At 68.1% G+C, this 26812-nt stretch carries 24 protein-coding genes and 1 pseudogene; 7 read left to right on the top strand and 18 right to left on the bottom strand.

Annotated features, from left to right (window positions below):
- Positions 1–369: pseudogene (locus ACZ9AQ_RS10500) on the top strand (hypothetical protein); the annotation flags it as partial.
- 98 nt (positions 370–467) lie between these two features.
- On the opposite strand, the gene ACZ9AQ_RS10505 reads toward ACZ9AQ_RS10500, so the two are convergent.
- The 5 genes from ACZ9AQ_RS10505 to ACZ9AQ_RS10525 all read right to left on the bottom strand — a co-directional run bounded on the left by ACZ9AQ_RS10505 (position 468) and on the right by ACZ9AQ_RS10525 (position 6470).
- Positions 468–944: an SH3 domain-containing protein gene (locus ACZ9AQ_RS10505; RefSeq protein ID WP_429204700.1), complete on the bottom strand. Its 477-nt coding sequence runs from the start codon at positions 942–944 to the stop codon at positions 468–470.
- Positions 945–952: 8 nt separating this feature from the next.
- Positions 953–2524, bottom strand: coding sequence for a hypothetical protein (locus ACZ9AQ_RS10510; RefSeq protein WP_429204701.1), 1572 nt, complete (start codon positions 2522–2524; stop codon positions 953–955).
- Complete coding sequence (locus ACZ9AQ_RS10515; protein WP_429204703.1) at positions 2494–4869, bottom strand: FtsW/RodA/SpoVE family cell cycle protein; 2376 nt, start codon at positions 4867–4869, stop codon at positions 2494–2496. Before ACZ9AQ_RS10515 ends, ACZ9AQ_RS10510 begins: the two co-directional genes overlap by 31 nt.
- Complete coding sequence (locus tag ACZ9AQ_RS10520; RefSeq protein WP_429204704.1) at positions 4866–5828, bottom strand: protein kinase domain-containing protein; 963 nt, start codon at positions 5826–5828, stop codon at positions 4866–4868. The genes ACZ9AQ_RS10515 and ACZ9AQ_RS10520 overlap by 4 nt, the downstream gene beginning before the upstream one ends.
- Before the next feature lie 126 nt (positions 5829–5954).
- Positions 5955–6470, bottom strand: coding sequence for a glycine zipper 2TM domain-containing protein (locus tag ACZ9AQ_RS10525; RefSeq protein ID WP_429204706.1), 516 nt, complete (start codon positions 6468–6470; stop codon positions 5955–5957).
- 194 nt (positions 6471–6664) lie between these two features.
- On the opposite strand from ACZ9AQ_RS10525, the gene ACZ9AQ_RS10530 reads away from it, so the two are divergent.
- A complete protein-coding gene (locus ACZ9AQ_RS10530) occupies positions 6665–7804 on the top strand; it encodes a metallophosphoesterase (RefSeq protein ID WP_429204707.1) in 1140 nt (379 codons plus the stop codon).
- 112 nt (positions 7805–7916) lie between these two features.
- The gene (locus ACZ9AQ_RS10535; RefSeq protein WP_429204709.1) at positions 7917–9359 is read left to right on the top strand and encodes a M20/M25/M40 family metallo-hydrolase; all 1443 of its coding nucleotides are present in this window, start codon (positions 7917–7919) and stop codon (positions 9357–9359) included.
- A gap of 24 nt (positions 9360–9383) precedes the next feature.
- Here ACZ9AQ_RS10535 and ACZ9AQ_RS10540 read toward each other — a convergent pair whose 3' ends face one another.
- The gene (locus ACZ9AQ_RS10540; protein WP_429204711.1) at positions 9384–9743 is read right to left on the bottom strand and encodes an Lcl C-terminal domain-containing protein; all 360 of its coding nucleotides are present in this window, start codon (positions 9741–9743) and stop codon (positions 9384–9386) included.
- A gap of 474 nt (positions 9744–10217) precedes the next feature.
- Between ACZ9AQ_RS10540 and ACZ9AQ_RS10545 the strand changes: the two genes are divergently transcribed.
- On the top strand, positions 10218–11372 hold the full coding sequence (locus ACZ9AQ_RS10545; protein ID WP_429204713.1) for a choice-of-anchor Q domain-containing protein: 1155 nt from the start codon (positions 10218–10220) through the stop codon (positions 11370–11372).
- A gap of 228 nt (positions 11373–11600) precedes the next feature.
- Positions 11601–12977, top strand: coding sequence for a DUF4214 domain-containing protein (locus tag ACZ9AQ_RS10550; RefSeq protein ID WP_429204714.1), 1377 nt, complete (start codon positions 11601–11603; stop codon positions 12975–12977).
- A gap of 133 nt (positions 12978–13110) precedes the next feature.
- Here ACZ9AQ_RS10550 and ACZ9AQ_RS10555 read toward each other — a convergent pair whose 3' ends face one another.
- The gene (locus ACZ9AQ_RS10555) at positions 13111–13791 is read right to left on the bottom strand and encodes an SOS response-associated peptidase (RefSeq protein WP_429204716.1); all 681 of its coding nucleotides are present in this window, start codon (positions 13789–13791) and stop codon (positions 13111–13113) included.
- Positions 13792–13978: 187 nt separating this feature from the next.
- Here ACZ9AQ_RS10555 and ACZ9AQ_RS10560 point away from each other — a divergent pair, with 187 nt between their 5' ends.
- Both ACZ9AQ_RS10560 and ACZ9AQ_RS10565 read left to right on the top strand, forming a co-directional pair.
- Complete coding sequence (locus ACZ9AQ_RS10560; protein ID WP_429204717.1) at positions 13979–14383, top strand: hypothetical protein; 405 nt, start codon at positions 13979–13981, stop codon at positions 14381–14383.
- Positions 14384–14593, top strand: coding sequence for a hypothetical protein (locus ACZ9AQ_RS10565; RefSeq protein ID WP_429204719.1), 210 nt, complete (start codon positions 14384–14386; stop codon positions 14591–14593).
- A gap of 177 nt (positions 14594–14770) precedes the next feature.
- Here ACZ9AQ_RS10565 and paoC read toward each other — a convergent pair whose 3' ends face one another.
- The 11 genes from paoC to ureC all read right to left on the bottom strand — a co-directional run bounded on the left by paoC (position 14771) and on the right by ureC (position 26811).
- Positions 14771–16978, bottom strand: coding sequence for an aldehyde oxidoreductase molybdenum-binding subunit PaoC (gene paoC / locus ACZ9AQ_RS10570; protein WP_429204721.1), 2208 nt, complete (start codon positions 16976–16978; stop codon positions 14771–14773).
- 4 nt (positions 16979–16982) lie between these two features.
- Positions 16983–17948: an FAD binding domain-containing protein gene (locus tag ACZ9AQ_RS10575; RefSeq protein ID WP_429204722.1), complete on the bottom strand. Its 966-nt coding sequence runs from the start codon at positions 17946–17948 to the stop codon at positions 16983–16985.
- A complete protein-coding gene (gene paoA / locus ACZ9AQ_RS10580) occupies positions 17945–18598 on the bottom strand; it encodes an aldehyde dehydrogenase iron-sulfur subunit PaoA (protein ID WP_429204724.1) in 654 nt (217 codons plus the stop codon). Before paoA ends, ACZ9AQ_RS10575 begins: the two co-directional genes overlap by 4 nt.
- Positions 18599–18879: 281 nt before the next feature.
- Positions 18880–20694 carry a PHA/PHB synthase family protein gene (locus ACZ9AQ_RS10585; RefSeq protein ID WP_429204725.1) on the bottom strand — a complete coding sequence of 605 codons (1815 nt, stop codon included), beginning with the start codon at positions 20692–20694 and terminating at the stop codon, positions 18880–18882.
- Between the two features lie 10 nt (positions 20695–20704).
- Positions 20705–21553, bottom strand: a complete 849-nt coding sequence (locus ACZ9AQ_RS10590; RefSeq protein WP_429204726.1) for a universal stress protein — start codon at positions 21551–21553, stop codon at positions 20705–20707.
- A gap of 405 nt (positions 21554–21958) precedes the next feature.
- Positions 21959–22234: a hypothetical protein gene (locus tag ACZ9AQ_RS10595; protein WP_429204728.1), complete on the bottom strand. Its 276-nt coding sequence runs from the start codon at positions 22232–22234 to the stop codon at positions 21959–21961.
- A 411-nt stretch (positions 22235–22645) separates the two neighbouring features.
- Positions 22646–23179: a HupE/UreJ family protein gene (locus ACZ9AQ_RS10600; RefSeq protein ID WP_429204729.1), complete on the bottom strand. Its 534-nt coding sequence runs from the start codon at positions 23177–23179 to the stop codon at positions 22646–22648.
- Positions 23176–23808, bottom strand: coding sequence for an urease accessory protein UreG (gene ureG / locus ACZ9AQ_RS10605; protein ID WP_429204731.1), 633 nt, complete (start codon positions 23806–23808; stop codon positions 23176–23178). Before ureG ends, ACZ9AQ_RS10600 begins: the two co-directional genes overlap by 4 nt.
- A gap of 17 nt (positions 23809–23825) precedes the next feature.
- Complete coding sequence (locus ACZ9AQ_RS10610) at positions 23826–24524, bottom strand: urease accessory protein UreF (RefSeq protein ID WP_429204733.1); 699 nt, start codon at positions 24522–24524, stop codon at positions 23826–23828.
- Positions 24521–25063: an urease accessory protein UreE gene (gene ureE / locus ACZ9AQ_RS10615; protein WP_429204735.1), complete on the bottom strand. Its 543-nt coding sequence runs from the start codon at positions 25061–25063 to the stop codon at positions 24521–24523. The genes ACZ9AQ_RS10610 and ureE overlap by 4 nt, the downstream gene beginning before the upstream one ends.
- 23 nt (positions 25064–25086) lie before the next feature.
- Positions 25087–26811, bottom strand: a complete 1725-nt coding sequence (ureC, locus tag ACZ9AQ_RS10620; RefSeq protein ID WP_429204736.1) for an urease subunit alpha — start codon at positions 26809–26811, stop codon at positions 25087–25089.
- Between the last annotated feature and the right edge of the window lies 1 nt (position 26812).

Here is a 26812-nt window from a genome sequence, read left to right on the forward strand (position 1 = left end):
AGCGCGCTCGATGACTTCGGGGGAATACTTCGGTTGCTTCTTCATAGCTCCATTTTCTCAAAGAATGGAGCCTCTACAAAACCCGGGGCGGTTCAGTTTGCGATTGACGTTGACCATCCGCTTGCATGGCAAGTGGTTCAGGAGTTGGCACATGTGCTGAACTATCTTTCGGTCAGTGAGCGGCTTCCAACCGTTTTCAAGCCGCTTTCTCCACCGCCCTACCTTAATGGACGGCCCAGAGATTATCTTTCCTGGGTAATCGAATGTGCAGATAGCACGTTCAGACCGGGAACCGTCACGAAATGGCTCGAAAGCAGGTTACCCCAGCCGGTAGATGGCCTGTCTCAGTGGAATAGCGACGGCGTGTAGCGATCTGGCTACGTCGACTCCGGGTCGACATCGGCTCGTCGCGTACCCGCGCGCCGTGAGCGCTATGGCAAAATTTATCGTTCGTCCGCAGTCAAAAATCACTCATCGGCGCGCCGCAGCCACAGGCTGCTGGCCCAGCCCTCGACCGCCTTGCCGTCGACCGTGGCGCGCACCTGCCACCAGTCGCCGTCGCGCAAGCCCGTCGCTTCCACCCGCGCGCCGGCCGGCACCACCAGCAGGCGTGCGGCGCCGATCCCTCCCGCCACGCGCAGGTTGAGCGCATCGTGCACGCGATAGCGGGCGCCGGCGACCGGTACCTCGACTCCCGCCGCCTCCTGCTCCTGTGCCGACTGCACCAGTTGCGGGCCTGGCGCGGGCGTCCCGAACATGGCCAGCAACAGCGTCCCGCCGGCCGCGGTGCCGGCGCCCAGCACGCCGAGTGCGCGCGCGTTCGGCCGCCACCACCAGGCGCGCGGCGTCAGCCACGCGCACAGGCACAGGGTCAGCACCAGGGCCGCGCCGAAGGCAAGCGCGAATGCAAGCCAATTCGCGGCCGCCTGCGTCAGGGTGACCATCGCCGTCCTCAGGCGTCGAAGCGCAGCACGTAGTGTCCCGCCGCCAGGTGATGGCCCGGCGGGATCAGATAGGGTTGCTCCGGGGTCGCGCTCTCGATCTGGGCAACCAGCGCCAGTTGCTCGTCCAGGTGGTACAGCGCCTGGGTGGGCGACAGGCGCGCCACGCGCAGGCCATCGTTCGAGGCTTCCCAGCTGAAGGCGTTGCGCGACAGGCCGAGGCGGTCGGCGCTGGCGGCCGGGGCGCCGTCGCCCTGGCGCACGCATTGCGGCGTGTCGAGCACGCGCAGCGCCCCCAGCGACGGCATGCCGCGCCCGAAGGTCAGGCGCGTGCCGGCTGCCGCCGGCTGCGACGGGCCCTGCGGCAGCACCAGCAGTGCGCTGTAGCGCTCGGCCAGTTGCTGCTGGACCGCCAGCAGGCGGATGCTGGCGTTGTCGAGCGGAGCGAACTGGGACGGCACGGCGATGCGCTGGCGGCCGGCCGGGGTGATCGCGTGCAACTCGTCGGCGTCGTCGACCGCGAAGCGGATGACGCTGTCCTTGCCCGGCGCGCTGGGCAGCAACCGAGCGTCCAGGCCGACCTCCAGCGCCTGGGCGCCGGTCTCGCGGTAGCGGCTCAGGCGCGGCAGGGCCAACGCGGCCAGCGTGATGCGATGGCGCGCCACCGGGGCATAGGTGGCGTCGGGCTCCGTCGTCGGCGCGGGCGTAGCCGCCGGGGCCGGCGCGGCCAGCGGCATCGCGGTCAGGTCGGCGGCCGGCGGCGTGACGGCGCGCGACTTCCACACCGCCGGGCTGCGCTGCGGCGAAGCGCTCGGCATGACCGGGTCGGCGACCGGCGCCGGCTGCGCACGGGCGGCGGCGCCCGCGCCGGCGCGGCTGATTTTCACAAGCAGGCGCTGGGCGCTGGCGCCCTTGCCGCGCAGGACATAGTAGCCGTTGGCGGCGTCGAAGCGGCAGTCGAAACTGTCCTTGGGACGCACCTGCAGTTCGAGCGGGGCGCCCGGGCCGTCGTTCACCAGCAGCAGTCCGCCGTCCGGACCAAACGGCCAGCCGGGCGCCGCGAAGGTGGCGCTGGCGGCGTCCAGGCCGACCAGGGTCAGGCGCTGGTTCGGGTAGATGGCGCATACCGGCTGCCAGATCGCGCTGTCGCGCGAGGCGGTCACGGTGTACTGGACCTGCTCGCCCGGCGCCGGCAGGTAGACGGCGTGGCCGAACTTGACCTGCACCTCGCCCGGATCGAGGTCGTCGCTGCCCAGCACGTGGTAGCGCACCTCCTCGCCGCCGAGCAGGTCGCCGAAATCCTTCTGGTGCAGGGCGGCCAGCGATTGGGCCAGGTCGCGCACGCGCGCGCCGCGGGTCAGGTGGCGGTCGTCGTCGACCTCGTCCTGCGGCAGCACCAGGGTCACGTGCGAGAAGCAGCGGGTGGCGGCGCGGCCGCGCTGCTCGCGCGGGGAGCGCTCGAGCAGGTCGCGCAGCAGCGGGCGGCGCGAGAACAGCGCAAGGCCAGGCGCCTGCCACAGGGCGTCGGCGTTGAACACATCCTGCACCTTGCCTAGGACTTCGTGTTGGACATAGACCGGCATGATTGACTCTCCTCGTTGAATTGGGTGCTCGCCATGCCGAACGCTAGCAGGGGGCAGATGAAAAACAGCAGGTGCGAGCCGCCCGCGGACAGGAAGCTCATGGGCTGGCCCATGATTGGGAACATGGCGAGGTTGGTGCCCCACGACAGCAGCAGGTGGCCGGCGATGAAGGCTGCGCCGCCGCACAGGGCGAAGCACTGGAAGCGGCCGACCCAGGCGCGCCGGAAGTCGTTGGACGCATTCGAACAACGCCAGGCGCCGGCGGCGGCGCGCAGCAGCGCCGCCAGGAACAGCGCCTGCAGGCTCCACAGCGCCAGGCCCGCCGCCAGGCCGTGGCGGTGCAGCAGGAAGGACGGGGCGAAGTCGTCCTGGATGGCGGGGATGGCCAGCGCCTCGCCGGCCGCGCCGCCCAGCGCCGCAAGGCCCAGCAGCCCGTCGGCGCCCAGCCAGCCGCCCTGGACGATGGCGCGGCTGCCCTGCAGCATCTGCTGGCCGGTGTGCGGGTGGATCGTCGGCTCGCTCCAGACCTGGAAGCGCTCGGGATAGAAGCCGAAGGCGCCGAGCAGCTCGCCGCCGGCGCGCATCGTCACGCCGCCGGCTGCCACCAGGCAGGCGGCCAGGAAGATCGAGGCCAGCGCGGCGCGCCGTCCATGGCTCGCGCCCCAGGCCAGCAGCATGGCGCCGCACCATACCAGCAGCAGCAGCAGCGGCGAATAATCGTCGACCCGCACCAGGGCCACCGCGAGCAGGAACATGAACAGCAGCACCGGCGCCGCCATGCGCAGCCAGAAGCGCCAGTCGCGCCTGGCCTGGGTCGCGCCGCCGGCGGCCAGCGCCAGGCAGTGCGCGCTCAGCGCGGCCAGGGCCAACTTGGCGAACTCGAAGGGCTGGATGTCGAACACGCCGGTCTCGTTGCCGAAGCACACCTGCAGCAACAGTCCGCCCAGCGCGAGCGCGGCGCATCCCAGCAGCACGCGTTCGGTGGTGGGGCGTGACACGGCGCCGTGGGCGAAGCGCGACAGCAACAGCAGGGCGCCCGGCAGCCCGAGGCCCAGCAGCGCGACCGTGTTCTGGAAGTGGCGCAGCCAGGCGGTGTCGCCGGCCCCCAGGCCCAATTCGAGCTGCACCAGCAACCCGGCGCCAAGCAGCAGCGCGGCGCTGGAGGCCAGCAGCCCGGTGCGGCGCGGGTACAGCAAGATCAGCCAGAGGGTGGCCCAGGCCAGCAGCAGGGACATGGCGGCGCCGGGGGCGCCGACGGTGCGCTGGGTGACCAGCAGCAGCATGGCGCTGGAGGCCAGCAGGGCGGCCGCGCACGGGCGCACGAGATCCCGATCCATCCTGCGCCGGCGCAGCGATGGCGCGATGCAGGCGAGCGCCGCCAGGAGGACGAGACCGGCGGCGACCCAGGCCAGCGGCGGCGGCGCGGGCAAGGCGAGATGGTCGCGCCGTTCCCAGCGCCAGCTCACCGCGGCCGGCAGTTGGCTGGAGGGAGCAGCCGACAACGCGACCTGGCGCGACGGCGACAGGCGCAGGGTGGCGCCGTCCGGCGCCAGTGTGAACAGGGTGCGGCCCACGGCGAAGGCATCCACGTCCGCCAGCGGCAGCTCGCGCTGGGCGGCATCGACCCAGCCGGCGCCGCTCGAGACCAGCACCGGCCGGGCGCCGCGCGCCGACAAGGCGATGCGGCCGTCGTCCTGGCGCAGCAGCAGGACCTCGCCCGGTTCGATCGCGGCGGCGGCGATGCGGTTGCCGCAGTAGAGCAGGCCGCCGAGGCTCAGGGGTCGCGCCAGGCTCGCGCCTTGCGGCAGCAGGCGGTTCCAGGCGGCCAGCGCGCGCGCCGGCAGGCCGCTGTCGGCACAGGCCGGCTGCGGCTGGCCATCGCGCAGCACGGTGGCGCCGTCGTAGTCCCAGGTCCGTTCGCCGTCGTGCAAGGTAGCGCGTCCCGCATCGGCGGCCAGCACCTGCAGTTGCAGCGCGCCGGCCCGGATGCGCTGGCCGGCCGCGAGCGGCAAGTCGCTGCTGCGCTCGCGCGCATCGCCGCGGCGCAGCAGCACGGGTTGCAGCGGTTCGGCGTTGCGCAGCAGCCAGGCGCCGTCGCGGTCGCGGCGCAACACCAGCTGGCGCGAAGCGGCGCGCGGCGCGCCCAGTTCGTGGCGCCCCAGCATGACCGATTCGCCCGCGGCGAGCGTCACCGCGATCTCGGACGGGGACCAGGCCGCCGGCGTCCTGAGCAGGGCCAGCAGTTGCACGGCGCACAGCAGCGCCAGAAGAATCCAGGCGAGACCGGCGCCGAGGGGCGGACGCGGTATGCCTCGCGGTATGCCACGCTGTGCGACATGCTTCATGCCGCGCTCTCGAGCGGTTCGGCATCCAGGGCGGAGACGGCGCGCGCCAGGCTGCGGCTGATGTCCAGCGCGTGGCGTGGACGGTCGGCGGGACGCTCGGCCACCAAAGCGCGCAGCAGCGCGAGGCCGGGTGCGGCGGCAGGGCCCAGGCGGGCGGCGAACAGCGCCGCTTCGTCCGCTTGCAGCACGGCCGGCCGCACCTGGCGTTCGCCCAGCAGGCTGGCCGCCGCATGGCGGCCATGCGCCTGCCAGGCCTGGCCGCAGGCGCTGCTGTAGCGCAGCAGGCGGCCGCAGACCAGGTAGTAGAGCAGGGCGCCGAGGGCGAAATAATCGGTGCGCGCTTCGGTGGCGTAGCCGTCGGCGTCGGGGAAGAACTGTTCCGGGGCTTGCCAGTTGGCGGTGCCGGCGTAGGTGTGGGCGCGCAAGTCGTCGAGGCGGCGGTTGGTGCCGAAATCGGCCAGCTTGACGGCGTCGCTGGCGCCGTCGAGCAGCAGGTTGCCGGGCTTGAGGTCGAGGTAGCGCCAGCCGCTGGCATGGACCTTGGCCAGCGCCTGGTTGACCTGGCCGATCCAGGCCAGGGCGCGGTCGGGGGCGACCGTGCGCCCCAGCGCCGCTGCGCGGCTCAGGTGGCCGGCCAGGTCGCCGTCGAGCAGCTCGAGCGCCATCGCCGGCATGCCGGCGTGCTCGCCGCTGTCGAGCAGGCGCACGATGTGGCGGGCGTCCCAGGGCGCCAGGGCGCGCAGGAAGGCGATCTCGGTGCTGGCGCTGGCCAGCCAGCGCGCGCGCAAGCCGACTGGTGCGCGTTCCATCTGTTCCAGGTTGACCAGCTTGAGGGCGACGCAACCGTTGGCGTGCAGGCTGTCGGCGCGCCAGACGACGCCATAGGCCGAGCCGGCCAGCGCCTCGCGCAAGCGGTACTGGCCGCCGGCCAGCGAAATGACGGTGCCTGCTTCGTACATGGTGTCCCCCGAGCCTGGCGCATGGCGCCGATGCGGGGAACTAGCGGAGGGGAGGGGAAAGGCGCCGTGGCCGTGTGGCGCCCAGTAAAAAGCCGCGCGGTGCGCGGCTCATCGGATCGGCGTGGATCAGCGGCCGTAGCCGTGGCCGTGGCCGTGGCCGCGGCGGTCGTCGCGGTCCCAGCGATCGTGCCGGTCACGACGGTCATGCCGGTCATGACGGTCCCAGCCGCGGCCACGATGCTCGACATAGACCGGGCGCGGCTGCACGTACACCGGGCGCGGTTGGACATAGACCGGTCGCGATTCCACGTACACCGGGCGCGGCTGCACATAGACCGGGCGCGGCTGCACATACACGGGTCGCTGCTGCACGTACACCGGTCGCGGCTGGTGGTAGCCGTTGTTGTAGCCATTGTGATGGCCATAATGACGGCGGTCGTCGCGGGTGTTGATGGAATTACCCACCGCCGCGCCGATCACGCCGCCGGCGACCGCGCCACCGGTGCCGCCGACCGTGTGGCCGACGACGGCGCCGAGCACCGCGCCAACGGCCGTGTTCGTACCACGATCACCGGCCATTGCCGCCGGCGATACCGCGACAGCGGCCAGCAGCACAGCACCAAGGGTTGTCGATTTCAACATGGTTTTTCCTCGTACCCTGGCGGAGATCGGGATGATAACTGCGACACCGGGCATGGAGGTACGATATTCCCGACGGCGGATCATGCCATTCGTTAATACAGTTTTTTACAACTGCATCTCAGCCAGTAACATTCCACCTTGCAAGCAGCGTCGGGCGCCCCATCTACGCACGACCACCGTTATCCGAACCTGCCATGCGCCCGAGCCGTAGCATCGTCATTGTCTTCTCCCTGCTGGTCTTGTTGCTGGTGTATATCGGCATGCGCCTGCTGCCCGACCTCGGGCTGGCGGCGGCCGGCACCGTCGCCGCCGTCATTCTGCTGGGCCTGCTCGGCACACTGGTCCCGGTCGGCCTGGTGTCGTCCTCGCTGCGGCGGCGGCGGCGGTGGTCGGACCTGGCCGCCTGGCTCGGCCTGCTGTCGATGGGCCTGTTCTCGTCGCTGCTGGTCGCGACCGTGCTGCGCGACATCGTCCTGCTGGTGCTGCTGCCCTTCGGCGCGCTGACGCCGGCGCTCGCCCATGGCAGCGCGCTGGCCGTGCCGTTGGTGGCGCTGGCCGTGACCATGGTCGGCTACGTCAACGCGCGGCGGGTGGCGCGGGTGGTGAAGGTCGACGTGCCGATCCGCGACTTGCCGGCCGATCTGCACGGCTACGCCATCGCCCAGATCTCGGACATCCACGTCGGCCCCACCATCAAGCGGCCTTACCTGAACGCCATCGTCAACCAGGTCAACAAGCTCGGCGCCGACGCCATTGCCGTGACCGGCGACCTGGTCGATGGCAGCGTGCAGCGCCTGGCCATGCATACCGAACCGCTGGCGCGGCTGAAGGCGAGCGACGGCGTGTTCTTCGTCACCGGCAACCACGAATACTATTCCGGCGCGCTGGAGTGGATTGCCGAGGTGCGGCGGCTGGGCCTGACGGTGCTCATGAACGAGCACGTGGTGCGCCGGCGCGGCAGCGCCGCGCTCATGATCGCCGGCGTGGCCGACTATACCGCCCACCACTTCCACCCCGAGCACAAGAGCGACCCGCAGCGCGCCCTGCGTGGCGCGCCGCCCGAGGTCGGCGTGAAAGTGCTGCTGGCCCACCAGCCGCGCAGCGCGCCGGCGGCGGCGGCGGCCGGCTTCGACCTGCAATTGTCGGGCCATACCCACGGCGGCCAGTTCTTTCCGTGGAACCTGTTTGTGCCGCTGCAGCAGCCTTTCGTTGCTGGACTGAACCGTGTGCGCGACATGTGGGTGTATACCAGCCGCGGCACCGGCTACTGGGGGCCGCCGAAGCGCTTCGGCGCGCCATCCGAGATCACCCTGGTGCGCCTGGTGCGGGCCTGAGCACGGCGCTGCGCCGCCATCTGCCGCATGTACGTACGGCAAAAAACAGGGGCAAAAAGTTGCCGAATGCGCTATCGTTTGAATCCTTTCGAACTAGCAAGGGTTTCCGCGCATGAAACGCAGCTTCCGTCTCCACCATCTTCCCGTCATGGGCGTCATCGCCGCCGCGCTGCTGGGCGTGCCGGCCCTGGCTGCCAGCCCCGGCAATGATCCGGCTGCCCTCGCCAAGATCCGCGACACGGCGATGAGCAGCGACTACGCCTGGCAACGCACCGAAGACATGACCGACTTGATCGGTCCGCGCCTGTCCGGCTCGCCCGGCGCGGCGGCGGCGGTCACCCAGGTGGCGGAAGCGATGCGCAAGCTCGGCGCCAGGGTGACCTTGCAACCAGTAAAGGTGCCGCATTGGGTGCGCGGCATCGAGACCGGCGAGCTGGTCGAGTACACGGGGCGCCCGCAAGGCGTGACCCAGCGCGTCGTACTGGCCGCGCTGGGCGGCTCGGGCGCGACTCCGGCCGAGGGCCTGGTGGCGCCGGTGCTCGTGCTCAAGAGCTTCGATGAACTCAAGACCCGCGCCGCGGAAGTGAAGGGCAAGATCGTGCTGTTCGACGTGGCGTTCGACCAGCACATGGCCGATCGCGGCCTGGCCGGGCATGCCTATGGACAGGGGTCGGCCTATCGCCGCAACGGTCCGCGCATGGCGGCCGAACTCGGCGCCGTCGGCGCGCTGGTGCGGTCGGTCGGCGGCGCGGCCTATCGCCTGCCGCATACCGGTTCGTCGGGCCTGCTTGAGAACGCACGCATCCCGGCCGCCGCCGTGACGGCGGAGGACGCGATGCTGATGGCGCGCCTGGCCAGGCGCGGCCCGCTGAGCATGAAGCTGGTGCTGACCCCGCAGAACCTGCCGGACGCCGACAGCTTCAACGTGATCGCCGACTTGCCGGGCACCGAGAAACCGGACGAGATCGTGATCGTCTCGGGCCACCTCGACTCCTGGGACCTGTCGCCGGGCGCGCACGACGACGCCGCGGCCGTCGCCAGCGCGATGGCCGTGTTCGAGGTGCTGCAAAAGCTCGACTACCGTCCGCGCCGCACCATCCGCTTCGTCGCCTGGATGAATGAAGAGAACGGCCAGCGCGGGGCGAGCACCTACCTCGCCGCCGAACAGGCGAACGCGGGCAAGCACTTCGGGGCGATCGAGAGCGACAACGGCGTCGGCCGCCCCTTCGGCCTGCGCGCCAGCGTGATGCCGCAGTCGGTCAAGCTGTTCGCGCCGCTGCAGGCGGCATTGCAGCCGATCGGCGCCAACGTGTTCCAGCGCCAGGACGTGCTCGCCACCGGCGACCTGGCCGGTCTGGAACGCGCGGGCGTGCCGAGCTTCGCCCCGATCGTGGACACCTCAAGCTATTTCGACTACCACCACACGCCGGCCGACACCCTGGACAAGGTAGATCCGGACATCCTGCGCCGCCATGTGGCGCTGATGACCGCGACTGCCTGGTACCTGGCCAATATGGAGCAGGACATCGGCCGCTCCAGCGTGCCGAAGCCCTGACCCAGGGTCGCCCGCGCCGCCGGCTCAAGCCGCCGTGCTGATGCGCCGTATGGCGCGCGCGTGGCCGCGGTAGGGCCGGCCATAGATGGTCTGGATGCCGCTCGCGAAATTCTGGCCCCAGACCAGCTGCGCGCGGGTGGCGTGCGGCTCGCTCGACCAGTACCAGTTGCGCTCGAACGATTCGCGCAGGTTCGCGAACAGCAGAGCCAGTTCGCGCCGCGTCGGCAGCGCCCCCCCATGAGCGATGGCCCAGTCCACCGCAGTGGGCCAGCTGACGTCGGAGGAATCGCCTGGCAGCAGGACCAGGTGGTAGTCGGGTTCGTCCTTGCCCAAGATCAGACCTGCGTATTCCTCGCCGTCTTGCAGCATGCCCCGGATTTGCATGTATTCGCCCATTGAAATCACCTCGCGTTAAGTAGCAGTGGGATAAGACTGCTGAGCGCGACTTTTGGTTTCGCGTTTGATTCGATCTAGATCATGGGGAGGTTTAATTTCTATGGGGACGAATCTCGTGAGGAGTGATTTCATCCGGAAAAAATTCTTTGAATAACTTGGACTACAGAAGTTAACTTCATTCACAGAGGCCGGCCGTTTCGACTCGACACCGTGCCCGGACGCATTGCCGTCCAGCACATGCCGCGCAAGCGCATACCGCACGACGCGCGGTTAGCTAGATCACTCGACTACGCCGCCTCGGGTACGTATCACGACGCCCATCGCTGGCGCGTATTTTATTTCCACAGTGAAATTTCGTTTAGGAATTTGATACTTCTAGAAAAAATTTCCTAGAAAAAGTTGAACTTAGGAAGTTTCCTGCGTTCAAAGGGTTACCTCGTTCACCTAAGGTAAGACCTCGACATGCAGACTTTTGCTACTTTCGCTCCGACCCGTACCAGCGTCGCCCGCGCCGCTACCGCCGTCGCCATGCTGGCCGCCGCCATGGCGGCCAATGCCGCGACCGTCCCGGCCACGCCAAACAATTTCTACGTCTCGCCGTCCGGCTCGGATACCGCTGCCGGCACCAAGGCCGCGCCGTTCAAGACCCTGGCGCGCGCCGCCAAGGCCGTGACGAAGGCCGGCACCACCGTGTTCGTGGCGCCCGGCACCTACGCCGGCGGCATCCGGACCACCGCCAGTGGCACGGCAAGCAGCCGCATTTATTGGGTGTCGACGACCAAGTGGGGCGCCAAGATCGTGCCGCCTGCCAGCTCGACCAACAAGACCGCCTGGGACAACCGTGGCAACTACGTCAGCATCATCGGTTTCGACGTCGACGGCAGCAAGATCGGCAGCGGCACCAAATGGGTGCTCGGCATCTATACCGGCGGTTCGTACAACGTCATCGAGGGCAACCGCGTGCATCACATGGCGACGACCATTCCGTGCAACAGCGCCGGCGGCTCGGCGATCGGTGTGGACAGCTACTACAAGGGCGTCAAGGGCGACGTGATCGGCAACGTCGTGCACGATATCGGCCCGGCCGGCTGCACCTACGTCCAGGGCATCTATCACAGCACCTCGGGCACGATCAAGAACAACGTGGTCTACCGCGTGGGCTCGGCGGCGATCCACCTGTGGCACGACGCCACGGACCTCCAGATCGTCAACAACACGGTGAGCTCGTCGGTGTTCGGGATCATCGTCGGCGGCGGCGACTTCTACTTCACCAAAGCGGGCGCCAACAACGTCCACGTGCACAACAACATCGTGTACGACAACAAGTACGGCATTTCCGAGCAGGGCACGACCGGCAAGGGCAATACGTACAAAAACAACCTGGTCACCAAGAACACGACCTATAACTTCCGGCTGCGCAATAGCCTGACCCATACGGGCACCATCAGCTCGGAACCGCTGTTCGCCGGCTACTCGCGCACCGCGGCGATGCCGAACTACAAGCTGACAGCGAGCTCGCCGGCAATCGGCCGTGGCCTCGCGACCTATGCGCCGAAGACCGACATCGACGGCAAGGCGCGTGGCACGGCCATCGACCTCGGCGCTTACCAGCGCTAAGCACTACCACGCAGTCCCCCCGCAGTACCGAGCCGGACCGAAGCCAGCCCTGGCCAGCTTCATCCGGCGTCACCCACGCCAGCGCCAGCTGGCGACCTCGTGGACGGGCGCATGCGCCCCGTCCGCTCCGACACATCAGGAGAAGCCCACGTCCCGCGTGGACTGCCGCGCCCTGCGCGTGGCCCCTCCATTGCCCGGTGTTTTTTCCGGACTAGAAGGAAACCTCAGATGAAAAGCAGCACCATGATCGCCTCGAACCTTCGTACCAACCTGACTGCCGTTGCCGCAGCCGTTCTGCTGGCCGCCACCGCATCGGCCCAGGCCGCCACGGCCCCGCAAAGCCCGACGCCAGCCGCCACCGCCGCTGCCTCGGCCCAGGATCAAGTGCGCCAGCTGTACCTGACCCTGCTCGGCCGTGAACCCGATGCGGAAGGTTGGCAGTTCTGGACCCAAGCGATGAACAGTGGCGTCAGCCTGGCGAACATCGAAGCGGAGATCAAGCGCAGCCCCGAATATACCGCGCGCAATCCAGCGCCTGTCGTCGGCGCGGGCATCCCGGCTACGCCAAACAATTTCTATGTCTCGCCGACCGGTTCGGACAGCGCCGCCGGCACCAAGGCCGCGCCGTTCAAGACCCTGGCGCGCGCCGCCCAGGCCGTGACGAAGGCCGGCACCACCGTGTTCGTGGCGCCCGGCACCTACGCCGGCGGCATCCGGACCACCGCCAGTGGCACGGCAAGCAGCCGCATTTATTGGGTGTCGACGACCAAGTGGGGCGCCAAGATCGTGCCGCCTGCCAACTCGACCAACAAGACCGCCTGGGACAACCGCGGCAACTACGTCAGCATCATCGGTTTCGACGTCGATGGCAGCAAGATCGGCAGCGGCACCAAATGGGTGCTCGGCATCTATACCGGCGGTTCGTACAACGTCATCCAGGGCAACCGCGTGCACCACATGGCGACAACCATTCCGTGCAACAGCGCCGGCGGCTCGGCGATCGGCGTGGACAGCTACTACAAGGGCGTCAAGGGCGACGTGATCGGCAACGTCGTGCACGATATCGGCCCGGCCGGCTGCACCTACGTCCAGGGCATCTATCACAGCACCTCGGGCACGATCAAGAACAACGTGGTCTACCGCGTGGGCTCGGCGGCGATCCACCTGTGGCACGACGCCACGGACCTCCAGATCGTCAACAACACGGTGAGCTCGTCGGTGTTCGGGATCATCGTCGGCGGCGGCGACTTCTACTTCACCAAAGCGGGCGCCAACAACGTCCACGTGCACAACAACATCGTGTACGACAACAAGTACGGCATTTCCGAGCAGGGCACGACCGGCAAGGGCAATACGTACAAAAACAACCTGGTCACCAAGAACACGACCTACAACTTCCAGCTGCGTAATGGCCTGACCCATACGGGCACCATCAGCTCGGAACCGCTGTTCGCCGGCTACTCGCGCACCGCGGCAACGCCGGACTACAAGCTGACGGCGAGCTCGCCGGCAATCGGTCGTGGCCTCGCGACCTATGCGCCGAAGACCGACATCGACGGCAAGGCGCGTGGCGGCAGCATCGACCTCGGCGCGTATCAGCGTTGAATCAGCGCTAAATTAGCGCTAAATCAGCGCTAAGCAGCCGTCGGCAGCGCCAGGTCAAGCGGCGCTACCGAGGAGCGCTGGCGGCGTGGCCGCCAGCTGAAAGGCCCGGACGTGCGAGCGTCCGGGCCTTTGTTCATTCGGCTTCGGTATCGATGGGTTGCACGACTTCGGGACCGCCGACCCCGGCCCGGTTGACCAGCGTGCTGACCGCGTGCCATTCGAATGCATCCGAGGGCAGGGCGGCGCGGCGCGCGAACGCCAGCGCTTCCTCGCTCGAGAGCGCTGGATCGAGCCAGGTGTCGGCGTCGCGCGCATCCAGCACCACCGGCCGCCGGTCGTGGATGTCGAGCATGCCGCCCGAGGCGTCGTCGGTCACCAGCACGAAACCGGCTTCGGCGCGGCTTTCGGTAAAACCGCCGAAATTGGCCAGGGCCAGCATGAACAGCGGCGCACCGTCCCGGCGGTGGATGTGCCACGGCTGCTTGTGGCCTTTTTCGCCAGTCCATTCATACCAGCCTTCGGCCGGCACCAGCGCCCGCCCCGACTTGAGCAGGCCGCGCCAGTAGCGGTTGGTGAGCTTGTCCATGCGCGCATTGATCGTCACCGGCACCTTGCCCTTGGCCCAACGCGCCTGGTAGCTCCAGTACACGTCGTCCACCCGCCGCTGGCCGTCCTGGATATGCAGCACAGGCCGGTAAGTGCCGGGAGGCACGTTGTAGGCCGGCGCGGATTCGCTGTCGTACACCGCGTCGAGCCAGCCGATCGCGCTGGCGTAGTTGCGAGCCGTCTGGCTCTGGTCAAATCGTCCACACATGACGCGATACTAGCGCAAGCCGCTGTCGGGCAGCACGCGGCAGGCGCGCCGTCATGCGAGACCCATGCACAACCCGTGCAGGATCCGTGCAAGATCTGTGCGAGCCCGGTGCAGGACGCGTGCGGCGTTTGGCCGCACCGTCCGGCAATGGTATGCTCCAGCCTCACATGATTGACAAGGAGCAGGTATGGCAGCAGGCTGGTGGACCGTATTGAAGACCGTCCCATGGAGCGAGGTGATCCACGCCGCGCCCCAGGTGGCGACCGGCGCGCGCCGCTTGTGGGACACGGTCAATCGCAGACCGGGGGAAGTGAACCCGGCGACCGGCTTGAGCCCTGAGATGGCGGCACAAGAAGACGACGTCATCGGCCACCTGATCGCGCGTGCCGAACAGAGCGACGCCGAGCTGAACGACCTGCGCAACCAGATGCGCTCGGCTTCGGAACTGATCGCCAACCTGGCCGATCAGAACGCCCAGTTGATCGCCAAGATGGACGTGCAGCGCCAGAAGATCACCTGGCTCGGCGTGACCGCCGGCCTGTCGGCGCTGCTGGCCGTGGTGGCCTTGATCCTGGTGGCGGTGCGAACCTAGATGAAGCTGGTACTGATCTGCGCGACCCTGTTCATCTTCTTCTCGCTGCTGCTGAACGGGGCGCGCCGGCGGGGCAAGCTGGGCGAGACCGCCAACCGCGCCGTGACGGGCCTGGCCAATTCGATGCGCATCTTCGTGTTCGGCCTGCTGCTCTTCGTGGCGATCGTCTGCGTGGCGATGGCCTGGCACTTGCTGCAAAGCCCTGCCTGACCGACCCGGCGTCGCCTTCGACCGCACGCGCCTGAGCGTGCCGCACGCGCTGAGCGAGGCGGCCGACCAGGCCTTGTACGCGGCAACGCGCGGCGAACGCCACTGCTTGGACGCCGTCGGCTGCATGTCCGCCTGCATGTCAGGCTGAACGTCAGCCTGACATGCGCCCGCCTGCGCTCAGGCGGACAGCGGCATCTTCTCGATCAGCTTGTCGAGCGTGATCGGATATTCGCGCACCCGCACGCCGGTGGCGTTGTAGACCGCGTTCGCGACCGCCGCGGCGACCCCGCAGATACCGAGTTCGCCGACGCCCTTGGCTTTCATGGGCGAGGACAGCTCGTCTTCTTCCTTCAGGAACACGACTTCCTGGTGCGGAATGTCGGCATGCACCGGCACCTCGTAGCTGGCGAGATCGTGGTTGGCGAAGAAGCCGAGGCGCTTGTCGACCACCAGGTGTTCCATCAGCGCACCGCCCACGCCCATGGTCATGGCGCCGATTACCTGGCTGCGCGCCTGCTTGGGATTGAGGATGCGGCCGGCCGCGCACACGGCCAGCATGCGCCGCACCCGCATTTCACCGGTCACCGGGTCGACCGCCACTTCGACGAAGTGGGCGCCGAAGGTCGAGAGCTGGTTCTTCTTGTCGAGGCCACCGGAGAATTCGATCGTGTCCTCGGCCACCAGCTCGCCGCCGGCAGCGGCCTGCGCCAGCGGCAGGTCGCGCCCGCCCGCACGGACGGCGCCGTCCACGAACTCGGCATCGCGCTCGTTGACGCCGAGTTTGGCCGCCACCAGTTCGCGCAGCTTGGCGCAGGCGGCGTACACGCCCGACGTCGAGCTGTTCGCGCCCCATTGGCCGCCCGAGCCGCTCGACGCCGGGAAGCTGGAGTCGCCCAGGCGCACCTCGACCCGCTCGAGCGGCACGCCCAGCATCTCGGCCGCGGTCTGGCCGATGATGGTGTAGCTGCCGGTGCCGATGTCGGTCATGTCGGTTTCGACGATCACCTTGCCGTCCTGCGCGAGGCGCACCCGCGCCGCCGACTTCATCACCGGGCTGTTGCGGAAGGCCGAGGCCACGCCGTAGCCGATCAGCCAGCGGCCTTCGCGCGTCTGTCCGGGCTTGGGATTGCGCTTGTTCCAGCCGAACTTGTCGGCGCCCATGCGCATGCACTCGACGAAGCGGCGCTCGGAAAACTTGCGGATCGGCTTCTCGGGATCGACCTTGGTGTCGTTCAGGATGCGGAACTGCACCGGGTCGATGTTCAGTTTTTCGGCCATCTCGTCCATCGCGACTTCGAGCGCCATCATGCCCGGCGCCTCGCCCGGGGCGCGCATCGCATTGCCCTCAGGCAGGTCGAGCAGGGCGACGCGCGTCGTTGTCATGCGGTCGGCGCCCGCGTACAGCAGGCGGGTCTGCTGGGTCGCCACTTCCGAGCTGCCCTTGGGCAGGTTGCCGTTCCATGACTCGTGGCCGATGGCCATGATGCGACCGTCGCGGCCGGCGCCGATGCGGATGCGCTGGATCGTGGCCGGGCGGTGGGTGGTGTTGTTGAAGATCAGGTGACGGTGCAGCGCCACCTTGACCGGACGCTTGGCCGCGCGCGCGCCGAGCGACGCCAGCACGGCGTCGGCGCGCAGGAACAGCTTGGAGCCGAATCCGCCGCCGACATAGGGCGAGATCACGCGCACTTTCTCCTTCGGCATGCCCAGCGTCTTGGACAGGTCCTGGACGCACCAGTTGATCATCTGGTTCGAGGTCCAGACCGTCAGCTTGTCGCCCTCCCAGACCGCGGTGGACGCATGCGGCTCCATCATCGCGTGCGACTGGTCCGGGGTGGTGTAGGTGGCGTGGAGTTTCACGGGCGCGGTATCGAAGCCGCGCTGGAAGTTGCCGGCGCTGGAGTCGGCCGGGTCGTCTTCCCAGTCCGGCTTGACCGCCTTGTTCTTTTCGGCGGCCAGGTCGAAGCGGCCTTTTTCCTCGACGTACTTCACGCGCACCAGGTGGGACGCGGCGCGCGCCTGCTCGAAGGTCTCGGCCACCACCAGGGCCACGGCCTGGTGGTAGTGCTCGATCTTCGGGCCGGCCAGCAGGTGGGCGACGTTCTTGTCGCCCTTGCCCAGCTTGCCGGCATTGGCGGCCGTGACCACGGCCAGCACGCCGGGCGCGCGGCGCGCGGCCTCGATCTCGATCGAGGCGATGCGGCCCTTGGCGATGCCGGAGCCGACCACGAAGCCGTGGGCGGCGTTCGGCACTTCCTTGTGGTGCTCGTAGGCGTAAGGCGCCGTGCCGGTGCACTTGAGCGGACCATCGATGCGGTCAAGCGGCTGGCCGACATAGCGCTGGCGGTCGATGGGATTGGTGGTGGCTGGAGTAGTGAATTTCATGGGATCAGCCTTTCTTCGCTGCTGAAACAGAGGTGGCCAGTGCGTCGGCCAGGGTACGGTGCACCAGGGCCACCTTGAAGGCATTGTCGTCGGTGGTGCGGGCGCCGGCCATCAGGCGGTCGGACACCGCCTTGGCGCCTTGCGCCATCTGGCGCTCGGCCTCTTCGACCCGCCATGGCTTGTGGGCCACGCCGCCGACCGCCACGCGTCCGCTGCCGTCGGGCAGGATCACGGTGGCGACCGACACCAGGGCAAAAGCGTAGGAGGCGCGGTCGCGCACCTTGCGGTAGGCGTGCACGCCGCCCAGCGGCTTGGGCAGTTTGACGGAAGTGATCAATTCGCCCGGCTCGAGCACGGTCTCGATATGCGGCGTGTTGCCCGGCAGGCGGTGGAAGTCGGCGATCGGGATGCTGCGCATGCTGCCGTCGGCCTTCACGGTCTCGACCTCGGCGTCGAGCAGGCGCATGGCGATGGCCATGTCGCTCGGGTGGACGGCGATGCAGGCGTCGCTGGCGCCGACCACGGCGTGGTGGCGGGTGTAGCCGCCGATGGCGGCGCAGCCGCTGCCCGGCTGGCGCTTGTTGCAGCGCTGCGCCGTATCGTAGAAATAGGGGCAGCGGGTGCGCTGCAGCAGGTTGCCGGAGGTGGTCGCCTTGTTGCGCAACTGGGTCGAGGCGCCCGCCAGCAGGGCGCGCGACAGCACGGCGTAATCCTTGCGCACGCGCGCATCGGCCGCCAGGTCGGTGTTGCGCACCAGCGCACCCACGCGCAGGCCGCCGTCCGCTGTGGGTTCGATCTGGTCGAAGCCCAGGCCGTTGACGTCGACCAGGGTGGTCGGGGTCTCGATCTCGAGCTTCATGAGGTCGAGCAGGTTGGTGCCGCCGGCGATGAAGCGGGCGTTCGGGGTGCGCGCGACGAGCTCGGCGGCTTGACCCGGCGAGGTGGCGCGCTGGTAGGTGAATGCCTTCATGCCTTGACCCCTCCCACTTCGGTGATTGCGTCGATGATGTTCGAGTAGGCGCCGCAGCGGCAGATATTGCCGCTCATGCGTTCGCGGATCTCTTCCACGGAGAGCAGGGGCTTCGCATTCAGGTCCGCGGTCACGTGGCTCGGAATGCCCTGGCGGATTTCCTCGATCACCGACACGCTGGCACGGATCTGCCCGGGGGTACAGTAGCCGCACTGGTAGCCGTCGTGCTTGATGAAGGCGGCCTGCATCGGATGGAGCTTCTCTGGCGTGCCGAGGCCCTCGATGGTGGTGATTTCGGCGCCTTCGTGCATGACCGCCAGCGACAGGCAGGAATTGATGCGGCGGCCGTCCATGATGACGGTGCAGGCGCCGCACTGGCCCTGGTCGCATCCCTTCTTGGAGCCGGTCAGATGCAGGTGCTCGCGCAGCGCGTCGAGCAGGCTGGTGCGGGTGTCCAGCTGCAGCGTCACCTGCTTGCCGTTGACGGTGAAGGTAACGCCGGTGGTGACTGGCTCGGGAGTGGTGGTCGCGGCAGCCGCTGGTGCGGCCTGCTGGGCGTGCGCGCCTGGTACGGCCGCGGTCGATACCGACAGGGCGCCGGCGATCAACAGGTCGCGTCGGGTGAGCTTGACGTCGCTGAATTGGTCCATGCTTGTGGCTTCCTTCTCTTGAGTACGTTGCCCACGCCCGTTCTTGGCGTAAAGACGTCGGCGCCGACAGGTGTGGAAGGGCTTGCGGAATTGTCGAATTGATTCTAAGTCAGCTGTCGGGAAGGCCGCGTTCCCTTGAAACTTGAAGTATCTGTGGGCTGCGGGCATCAGCCGCCAGCGTACGCAGGCTGGCGGCGACGGCGACGGCGACGGCGACGCGGGCGCCATGCGCGCCGACCTGCGGCGCGGGCCGGTGCGGTGAGGCGTAAGGAGGAACCAGGCTATTGCTGAAGGACGTATTCGCCCGGCGCGGGCGCCATGTCTGGCAGCGGCGCCGGCGGGGGTACATGCTTGCCGGCATGGCGGGCAAGCCATTGCTCCCAGGTGGGCCACCAGCTGCCCTCGAGCTGGGGCACGCGCGCCAGCCAGCGGTCGGGATCGACGTACGGGTCGTCATGGCGGTGCACGGCAACCTGGTAGCTGCGGTTGGGGCTGCCCGGCGGAGAAACCACGCCGGCATTGTGGCCGCCGCTGGTGAGAATGAAGGTGACCTCGGTGTCGGTCAGCGGGATGATCTTGTACACCGAGCGCCATGGCGCGACGTGGTCGGTGAGCGTGCCGACCGCGCAGATGGGCACGTCGATGTCGCTCAGCGAGACGGGCCGTCCGCCGGCCAGGTAACGCGAGCTGGCCAGGCTGTTGCGCAGGAACAGGCGGTGCAGGTATTCGGTGTGCATGCGGTAGGGCATGCGGGTGGCGTCGGCATTCCAGGACATCAGGTCGCTCTCTTGCTCGGGCAGGTCGAGCAGGTAGTGGCGCAGGCGCCGCGACCAGATGAGGTCGTTGGAGCGCAGCAGCTGGAAGGCGCCGGCCATCTGGCGCGTGTCGAGGTAGCCCTGCTGCCACATGGCGGCCTCCAGGAAGCTGACCTGGCTGTCGTCGATGAACAGCGACAGCTCGCCGGGCTCGGTAAAGTCGACCTGGGCCGCCAGCAGCGAGATGCTGGCCAGGCGCCGGTCATGGTCGCGCGCCATGGCGGCGGCGGCGATCGCGAGCAGGGTGCCGCCCAGACAATAGCCCGCTGCATTGATCTGGCTGGCGCCAGTCTGGGCCACGATGGCGTCGAGCGCGGCGGTGATGCCCAACTGGCGGTAATCGTCCATGGTGAGGTCGCGGTCATCGGCTTGCGGGTTCTTCCAGGACACCATGTAGACGGTGTGTCCGTGCTCGACCAGGTAGCGCACCAGGGAGTTGTGCGGCGACAGGTCGAGGATGTAGAACTTCATGATCCAGGCCGGCACGATCAGGAGCGGCACTTCGTGCACGGCGGTGCCGGCCGGATCGTAGCGCAGCAGCTCGATGAGCCGGTTCTGCATCACCACCTTGCCCGGCGTGACGGCGACGTCACGCCCCGGCCGGTGCTTGACCACGCGCGGCTTGCCCGCGAGCAGGCCTTGCACGTCGCGCCAGGCGCGCATGGCGCCATTGACCAGGTTCATTCCGCCGCTGGCCAGCACGGTGCGCTGCACGACCGGATTGGTGGTGACGAAGTTCGACGGCGCCACGCAGTCGAGCAGCTGGCGCGCGACGAAGGTGACGACGTCGGCATGGTGCGGCGCGACGCCGCGCACGGTGGAGGTAGCGCGGTGCCACCATTGCTGGCTCATCAGGAAGCCCTGGCTGAGCTGGCGCCAGGGCGCGGTGCTCCAGGCCGGATCGACGAAACGCTTGTCCTGGGCCAGTGGCCGTACCGGGTCGACCGCATGGCCGGCCGGCGTGGCAAGGTATTGCAGCCAGCGCTGCCAGCCGAGGACGGCGTCGGTGGCCAGCTCATGCTGCTTGTCGGGCGACATCAGGAGGTGGCTGGCCCAGTCGAACCAGGCCAGGCCGAGCGCGGCCGGCGACAGGTTGCCGGTGATGCGCCCGAGCCAGGCCCACAGCACCAGGTCGGCATGGACTTGCCCGCCGCCGGCGATCCGCGCATGGCGGTGGGTGCCGCCGAGCCAGGCACTGCCTTCGAGCCGGCGCGTGCTGTCGGCGGCATCGGGGCGGGGGGTGGGGCGGGTATCGGGCGCCATGGCGGAGGCTGGCGACATGCTGCGGCGTTCAGTGCGCGATCAGGAGCGGCGTGGTGCTGCCCGCCAGCAGCGCACGGGTGACGCCGCCGAGGACGAACTCGCGGTAGCGGCTGTGGCCGAAGGCGCCCGTGACCAGCAGCCCGGCATCGTGTTCGCGCGCCAGCTTCAGGAGCGCCTCGCCGGTGCTGCTGCGCGTGGTCTCGATGACGACATCGACCTTGACCCCGTGGCGCGCCAGGTGCAGCGCCATGTCCGCGCCCGGTTCTTCCCCATGCATCTCGGCCATGGCGCCGGGATTGACGAGCGCGAGCTTGGCGGCATCGGCCTGCCGCAGCAGGGGCAGGGCGGCGCTGATGGCGCGGATCGCCTGCATGCTGCCATCCCAGCCGACGACGGCGGTGCCGGGCAGGGGGCGTTCTTTCCAGCCGGGCGGCACCACCAGCACGGGACGCGCGCCGTGCAGCGCGACGTATTCGGGCAAGCCGCGCGCCTGCATCGGGATGCCCGGCACCACGATCGGTTCGGCGTCGCGGCTGACGATCACGAGGTCGGCGTAGCGCGATTCGAGCAGCAGGGCGTAGCGGGCGTCGTCCTCGAGCATGCGCGTTTCGAAACTGTTGACGCCGAGGCGCTGGACCGCGGTGCTGAATTCTTCGAGCCGCGCCTCGACCGCCTCGCGCACCCCGTTGAAATCGGATTCGGGCATCATCGGCGCGCCCATCGAGCCGACCAGCAGCGAATATTCGAACCAGGAGATGCCGGTGGCGGCGCTGCCGACGAGGTGGGCGTCGAAGGCATTGGCCAGCATGGCGCCGGCGCGCAGGCGCGCCTCTTGCTCGGGACTGCCGTCGACGTGAACCACGATGGTCTTGTACATGCTCGTTCCTTTCTTTCGCGCAATGCGCACTCGGGCGGATGGACGTGCCGGTATCCGCCGCTGGAGCAGGACCGTGGACGGCATCTGACCTATGTGCTTGGATTACTTGAAGTCCACTTTATTCCCACGCGGGGTGCGTGTCAGGAATGTGGTTGATGTGAATCAAAAACTAAGAAAGAAGGGAGACTGAACGCGAGTAAAAATTGTCCTGTATGCGTACGACTGCTCTGACGCAAGGACGCGGTGCCGATTACCTCTTTCAGGCCTTGTGACCGCGCGGAATGGCCGCATACTTATGTCATTACCGGCGATGTGGTCGGTTCTCTTGTGTCTCCATCTCGGCCCTGCCGAGGACTCGGTCGTTGCCTGCTTCGTGCGGCAGCGGCCTTTTTTTATGTCGTGTGCTCAGGTGGAGATGCCTGGGGTGCGTGCTGCGGCAAGGTCTGGCTCGGTGCAAGGGGACGGTTCGGCAGGAACTGTCCTAACGGCGTGTGCGGCCGGGTCGCCCGGCGCGAGCATTTCCCAGTTCGTGCTGACCAGATCGAGAACCATTTCCTCTTGCCGCCCGCAGCAGGTGCAGGTGCGCTGGCCTCGGGATGCGTTGTACTGCCAGGAATGGGTCGTGATCAGCGCGCCTGCGATGGCGGACAACACCGATTTTGATGCCGAAAAAAATCCCATGATGCTCACCAGAAGTTAACTTGGTCAGCGTAATACGGAACTTGTAACTATGCAAGATTTTGAACGGGCAATGGCACCGTTCGGTCGCTTTCGGCTACTCGGGTGTTGTGAAACGCCATACCCCACGCTGGCGGCCAGCAGTGCCGGCCTGCCGGTCACGGCGCTCCCCGGCTCCGCCGGCTGCGCAGGCTGGGCCGCCAGCGGCCAGCGACTCGACGTAGTGCACCGCGCTGACGTCGCCGCGCGCGAACAGCTGGCCGCCGCCAGGGTTCGCGCGCCTGCGCGGGCAAGACTGGAATACCCAACGAAATCAGGTCCTCGAGCATGCGAACTCTCGTGACCAGATCATCCGCGCTCGACATGGTGCTCGTTGGGGGCGGCCAGCCCGGTCGTTTCAACAGTCCCGATCCGTCAGGCGAAGCCCAGCATGCCGGCGCCGGCGAGCGTGACCAGTGCCGGCGCCACTTTCTGCAGGCGTGCATTGCGTCCGGCCAGCCAGCCGATGGCCATCAGGCCCATGCTCATGCAGAGTGCGCCGGCCGCTGCGGCGAGGCCGGCCGTTTCCTGTCCGTGCGCATGGCCATGCACCAGGCTGAACGCGCCTGCGAGGACCAGGCCAAGGACTGCCGGCAGCCGCGTGGCGCCAAGGCCCATCAGGCCCGCCACCAGCACGCTCGCCGCGAGCAGCGGCTCCACTGCGGGCAGCGCCAGGGGCGCGAACGCACCCACCGCCATGGCGGCGCAGACCGTTGCCAGCGCCTTGCGGGGGATGGCGGCGGCGCAGCTCCACAGCCCCAGCCCAAGCATGGCCAGCCAGTGGTCCAGCCCGAGCAGAGGGTGGACGAGGCCGGCGGCAAAGCCCCCGCTGGCGTGACCCGGGTGTGCCCAGGCGCTGCCGGCGGAGATCAGAATGGCCAGGATGCTCAGGTTGCTCAAGCGTTTCATGCTGCGTGCTCCTCGTTGACGGCGTCCAGCAGACCCTGTTCGCGGATGAAGGCGACAATGTCGTCCACGCCGGCGCCTGTGCGCAGATTGGTAAACACAAAGGGCCGGTCGCCGCGCTGGCGGCGCGCGTCGGCGGCCATGATGTCGAGATTGGCGCCCACATGCGGGGCAAGGTCGGTCTTGTTGATAATCAGCAAGTCCGAACGCGTGATGCCCGGCCCGCCCTTGCGCGGAATCTTTTCTCCGCCGGCCACGTCGATGACGTACAGGGTGAGATCCGACAGTTCAGGGCTGAAGGTGGCCGCCAGGTTGTCCCCGCCCGACTCCACCAGGATGAGTTCAAGGCCGGGAAAGTCCGCCTGCAGCCGTGCGATGGCTTCGAGGTTGATCGAGGCGTCTTCGCGGATGGCTGTGTGGGGGCAGCCCCCGGTCTCGACCCCCATCAGGCGCTCCGGCGGCAGTGCCCCGGCGCGCAGCAGGATCTCCATGTCTTCGCGGGTGTAGATATCGTTGGTGATGACGGCCATGTCGTGCCGGTCGCGCATCGCCCTGCAGAGCTGCTCGCACAGCGCCGTCTTGCCCGATCCGACCGGGCCGCCGATTCCCACGCGCAGGGGATTCGATTGCATGCTTGCTCCTTTCATGATCACGACCGGTACAGCCGGCCGCTCTGGATTTCGTGGTACATGGACAGCTGGGCCAATCCCGGCGCCCAGCTCGATAATTCGTCGTCAGGCAGCGAGCGCGCCTGCGCGGCCGCCTGCTCGATCGCCGGCCTCAGCCCCAGCAGCAGGCGTTGCCCGGCCACCTGGCCGAGCGGGATCGATTTCACGCACACCAGCACCTGGTTCTCGGTCCACGAGAACAGCATCGCCAGCAACGCTTCCTCATGCGGCACCCCCAGCGCATGCACGGCTTGCGCCAGCGCGGCGGGCAGGCAGGTGTCGCGCATCGGGCCGGATGGAACCAGATTCAGTTCCATGAGCAGCCGGGTCAGCGAGTAGCCCATCTGCACCGTTTCCGCACGCAGCTCCGCGCTTTCGCGCGAGGCCAGGTAACGCGCGTTCCATTGCCAGAATGCTTCGCTGCCCCCGGCGCTGTCCTCAGCGCCATTGCCGCTGCTATTGCCAATCCTGCAGGCGGCCAGCAGGCGCCAGAACACGGCGCCGTCCCATGGCGCCAGCACATCGCCCAGCTGGCGCGCCAGATAGCGCGCCGCGCTGTCCGGACACCGCACGCTGCCGCGTTCGATGGCCGTTTCGAGGCCTTGCGAATAGCTGTACGCGCCGATTGGCAGCGACGGGCTGGCCAATTGCAGCAGGTGCAGCAGGGCCGTCCCGTTCACGCGCTCTCCGCGTCGCCCGGGCGGTGGATTTTCTGGCGCAGCGGAACAGGGGCAAGCAGGTGGCGCGATTCGTGGCCATGGGCGTGGCCGTGGCCACCGCCATACGCCCCGGGCTCCGGATGGAACGCCGCATGCTCTTCTGTTACGGTGGCGCCCAGGCCGGCCAGCATGTCGCGCAGCACCGGATCGGCGCGGATGCGCAGGTGGTCGACGCCGATCTGCACCTGGCCGTGGCGGTTGCCGAGGTGGAACGCGCAGCGCACCAGCGCTTGTGGATCGTGTGCGCTGACGCGGTAGGTTGCTTCCATCGCCGCGCGGACGCGCACCACCGCGCCTTCCGGTCCGGTGAGCAGGTCGCCGTCGCGCAGCACCGAGCCGCGCGGCAGGAACAGCGCCGCCGCTGCGCCCGACGCGAGCGAGAGACGCAAGCGGCAGCGCTCGCGCTGGTCGTAGGCCAGCACTGCTTCATCAGTGACATGCGCAGTGACATGCGCGGTGGCATGGTCGGCCCGCTCGAGGCGGGTATGCAGGGTCAGCATCGGATAGTCCTCCAAAATACGCCTCAAAACAGAAAGTAGCGCTGCGCCAGCGGCAGCTCGGTGGCCGGTTCGCAGGTGAGGAGCTGGCCGTCGGCGCGCACCTCGTAGGTTTCGGGGTCCACCTGCATGACGGGGGTGGCGCTGTTGTGGATCATGTCGGCCTTGGCCAGGCCGCGCGTGCCGCGGATCGGCAACACCGTCTTCGTCAGCTGCAGGCGCTGCGCGATGCCGTCGTCGAACGCCGCCTGCGAGACGAAGGTCACGGACTTTTTCAGTCCGCCGCCGAATGCCCCGAACATCGGCCGGTAGTGCACCGGCTGCGGCGTCGGAATGGACGCATTCGGGTCGCCCATCTGCGCCATCGCGATCATGCCGGCCTTCAGGATCATCGACGGCTTGGCCCCGAAGAACGCCGGCTTCCACAGCACCAGGTCGGCCAGCTTGCCGACCTCGATCGAGCCCACTACGTGCGCTACGCCGTGGGTGATGGCCGGATTGATCGTGTATTTCGCGATGTAGCGCCGGACGCGGAAGTTGTCGTGGGTGGCCGCCGGCGCGTTCGGCGCGTTGGGGTCCGCCAGGTGGCCGCGTTGTACTTTCATTTTGTGCGCGCTTTGCCAGGTGCGCAGGATGACTTCGCCGACGCGGCCCAGTGCCTGGGAGTCGGAGGACATCATCGAGATGGCGCCCAGGTCGTGCAGGATGTCTTCGGCGGCGATGGTTTCGCGGCGGATGCGCGACTCCGCAAATGCCACGTCCTCCGCGATGGACGCGTCGAGGTGGTGGCAGACCATCAGCATGTCCAGGTGCTCGTCGAGCGTGTTGACCGTGTACGGGCGGGTCGGGTTGGTTGACGAGGGCAACACGTTGGCCTCGCCGACGGCCGCGATGATGTCCGGCGCATGCCCGCCGCCCGCGCCTTCGGTGTGGAAGGTATGGATAGTGCGGCCCTTGAACGCGCCGAGCGTGCTTTGCAGGAAGCCGGCCTCGTTGAGCGTATCGGAGTGCAGCGCAACCTGCACGTCGAAGCGCTCCGCAACGGCCAGGCAGTTGTCGATGGCCTGCGGCGTGCTGCCCCAGTCTTCATGCAGCTTCAGGCCCACTGCGCCGGCCCTGATCTGTTCTTCGAGGGGGCCCGGCAGGCTGACGTTTCCCTTGCCCATGAAACCCAGGTTCATCGGAAAGGCATCGGCCGCCATCAGCATGGAATGGATATGCCAGGGACCGGGTGTGCAGGTCGTCGCCGCCGTGCCCACCGCCGGCCCGGTGCCGCCGCCGATCATGGTGGTGACGCCACTCGTGAGCGCTTCTTCGATCTGCTGCGGGCAGATGAAGTGGATGTGGGTATCGACGCCCCCCGCGGTGACGATATGGCCTTCTCCTGCAATGATTTCGGTCGCCGCGCCGATGGTCATCGTCACGCCGGGCTGGATGTCGGGATTGCCGGCCTTGCCGATGGCCGCGATGCGTCCGTCCTTCAGTCCGATATCGGCCTTGACGATGCCCCAGTGGTCGACGATGACCGCATTCGTGATGACGGTGTCCATGACGTCCGCATGCAGCCGTTGCGACTGACCCATGCCGTCGCGAATGACCTTGCCGCCGCCGAATTTGACTTCCTCGCCGTAGTGGGCTGCGGCGTAGTCGTGTTCGATCTCGATGAACAGCTCTGTATCGGCCAGGCGGATGCGGTCGCCCACGGTGGGACCGTACATCTCGGCGTAGGCCTGGCGCTTGATGGTGGCCATC

The sequence above is a fragment of the Massilia sp. UYP34 genome (assembly GCF_056279385.1).